2 protein-coding genes are annotated in these 3,584 nt (G+C 41.2%); both read left to right on the forward strand.

All coding sequences use genetic code 11. The annotated features are described in order from the left end of the window. Positions 1-2,798 (forward strand): chromosome segregation protein SMC (smc, locus tag LD39_RS09460; protein WP_035545551.1); only part of this gene is annotated, 2,798 nt, incomplete at its 5' end. Positions 2,799-2,811: 13 nt separating this feature from the next. Beyond that, the coding region (locus LD39_RS09465; protein ID WP_035545552.1) for a signal recognition particle receptor subunit alpha at positions 2,812-3,584 on the forward strand (773 nt) is incomplete at its 3' end.

Genomic DNA, 3,584 nt, shown 5'->3' on the forward strand with positions numbered 1-3,584 from the left:
AACTTCATACAAAAATAGAAACAAAAGAGTCCTCTGTAGAAAAACAGCGCGATGATATGCAGGCGCTTGATGAATCGATTGAAGATCTGCAGGAGACATTGTTGGTCTTAACAAGAGAATTAGAGAATTTAGAAGGTAAAAAAGAGCTTATGAAAGAGCGTCATAAGCACTATGAAGAAAACAAATTTAAAATCGAACAAGATTATCAGGAATTAACTGACAAGATGGAGCAACTTAAAAGGGTTGCCAAAGAGGAATCTGATAAACTCACTGACACGAAACAACAAAGAAAACATACGAGACAAGAGTTAAATCAGACCAATGAGGCCCTGAGTAAAGATATCCAAATGATAGAAGATCAAATCGAGGATTTGAAAAGTGATTATATCGACCTGTTAAATGAACAAGCAGCAAAAAGAAATGAGAAGCAGTTACTCGATAAGCAATTGTCCCAAATTAGTTACAAAAAGGACAATCAGGAAGATAAATTCAAAGATCTAAGGCAGGAGCGCCAACACCTCGAACAAACTCTTGCCAAAATGAAAGAAGAGTTGCATTCTCTTTCATCGGAGAAAATTCAAAAAGAAGAAGAACTAAAAGAACTTCAAAGAAATTTAAAGAACAATCAAGAAGCATACCAAGAATGGCAGGAAAAGCTATACAAAGGATACCAGTACTTAGAAAAAATGCGATCTAAGAAAGAAATGCTCGAAGACATGAAAGAAGATTTTTCTGGTTATTTTCAGGGAGTTCGTGAAGTTCTGAAGGCGAGACAACGTGGGCAAATTCAAGGGATTGAAGGAGCTGTACTTGAGTTGATCGATATTCCTTCGAATTTAATTACAGCTATCGAGACGGCGTTAGGTGCTCAGGCTCAACATATCGTCGTGCAGGATGAGAAAACGGGCCGGCAAGCCATTCATTGGTTGAAAACAAATCATAAAGGGCGAGCTACTTTCTTACCACTAACCGCCATCCAGCCACGGTCAATTTTTGGTCAGGCAGCTTCAACGTTACCAGAGCAAAAAGGTTTTGTGGGTGTAGCGGTTGATTTAGTTCAATTTGACCAAGCTTATCAAAAGGCGATTCAACACTTGTTAGGGCATATAGTGATAGCTGAAACGTTGGAAGATGCGAATGCAATCGCCCGATTTTTAAACCGTAAGTATCGTATTGTGACTTTAGACGGTGATGTTGTGAACCCTGGAGGGTCGATGTCTGGCGGAGGACAGAAGAAATCGAATCAGTCTCTTTTCACCAGAGAAAAAGAACTGCAGGAGTTAGGTAGTAAAATTGAAGAGTTTGATAAGAAAACAAAAGATGTTGAGAAAAAAGTTCACGACCTTAAATTAAAGATTTCTGAACATCAGCAATCTGAACAAAAGCTGGATCAGGAACTAACTTTGTTGAAGAATCAAGAATATGAAAAACAATCGGATATCCGAGAGTTTCAATTGAAAATGAATCATTTGAATGATCAGCTGCAGCTGTTTGACCAAGACCAAGCCCAATATGATCAAGATCGAAATCAGGCTGGACAACAATTGCAACAGCTGGATGTTGACCTTTCCCGTCTATCCAGCGAATTGGAATCCATTCAGACACAAATTTCGGAATTGACAGAGGCTAAGGATCGCCAAAAAGTGGATGCGGAGAAGTTGCAAAACCGTAAGCAGGAATTACAAATTCAGCTGGCTGAACAGGATTCTGCTGTCAAAAATCAGCAGGAAAAAGCAGACCGGTACAAAGAAGAATTGGCTGAAGTTAATAAAAACTTAGAAGAAAACCGAAGAGCCTATCAACAGTTAATCGAAGTAGTAGATTCAAATCAGACGGAAGAACAACTCGCAGATGCGATAGATGAGACAAAACAGAGGAAAGAGACAACCTCTGCTCTCATTCAAGACAGAAGAAAAGAACGGAACCAATATGGGCAGGAAATTCAGGAAGCAGAACGTATTTTAAAAGAACAGAAAAGACACTATCAAAACTTCATTCAGGACATTCAACAGAAAGAGGTCAAAGCGAACCGCCTCGACGTTGAGCTGGAAAATATGTTGAACTATCTCCAGGAGGAATATGTCACTACATTTGAACGCGCCAAAAGTGAATTCTCTCCTGTAGAAGACATAGACAGGGCATCTACCCAGGTGAAATTGATTAAGCGCTCCATTGAGGAGCTGGGGACGGTGAACCTTGGTGCCATTGATGAATATGACCGGATTGTTGAAAGGTATGACTTCTTGAAGGGGCAGCAGGATGACCTTCTAGAAGCTAAACAAACGCTGCATACAGTCATTAATGAAATGGATGGGGAAATGGACCGGCGTTTCACAGATACATTCACAAAGATTCGTGACGAATTCGGCGAAGTTTTCCGAGATCTTTTTGGTGGAGGACGAGCAGACCTTCAATTGACTGATCCAGGAAATATGTTGGAAACAGGGGTTGATATCGTTGCACAGCCCCCCGGGAAAAAACTGCAAAACTTAAGTCTGCTATCAGGTGGAGAACGAGCACTCACAGCAATTGCTCTGCTGTTTTCTATCTTAAGAGTAAGACCTGTACCTTTCTGTGTGCTTGATGAAGTGGAAGCAGCGCTGGATGAAGCAAACGTGGACCGGTTTGCCCGCTTCCTAAAAGAATTTAGTGCCAAAACACAATTTATTGTCATTACACACCGTAAAGGCACGATGGAAGAGTCGGACGTTCTTTATGGAGTAACCATGCAAGAATCTGGAGTATCGAAACTCGTTTCTGTCCGATTGGAAGAAACTCCTGAATTACTTGAAGCGTAGAAAGGAAGAGTAGATGAGCTTTTTTAAGAAATTGAAAGAGAAATTTGTCAAAGACATTGAAGGTAATGAAGAGAACAAAGAAGAAAAGGAACTGATGGATGAGGAAGAGTCCTCAGAGGAACAAGCCCCGGACGAGCAGGAAGTCCAGGAAGAATCTTCTTTTGATGAGACATTTTTAGAGGGTGAAACTGAATTTCCACCGCAAGATCAAGACGAAGATCTCTACGAAGAACCCGAACAAGAAGAGTCTTTCGCAGAGGAGACAGAAGAACCTCCAGAGGAAGAGGAGGAAGAAGTCGATTCCATCGCATCTAAATTTAAGCGAGGCTTAGCCAAGACCAGGAATTCTTTTTCTAGTAAGATCAATGATCTGGTAGCACGCTACCGTACCGTTGATGAAGACTTTTTCGAAGAACTTGAGGAGGTACTGATATCAGCGGACGTGGGTGTTAACACAGTCATGGAAATGATTGATGAACTAGAGATGGAAGTTAAACGGAGAAATATCAAAGATACGAGGCAAGTAAAAGAAGTCATTTCTGAAAAGCTTGTTGAAATCTACTATGGTGATGATCAAGCAGGGGATGTAGAAGGATTGAATGAAAATCCAGATGGTTTGACCATTTATCTCTTTGTTGGTGTAAATGGTGTAGGAAAAACGACGACAATCGGAAAGCTTGCTCACCGTTTAAAGGCTGAAGGCAAAAAGGTCACGTTAGCAGCAGGAGACACATTCCGTGCGGGTGCAATTGACCAGCTTGAAGCCTGGGGAGACCGTGTAGGGGT

Source organism: Halobacillus sp. BBL2006, assembly GCF_000786645.1.
Taxonomy (GTDB): domain Bacteria; phylum Bacillota; class Bacilli; order Bacillales; family Halobacillaceae; genus Halobacillus.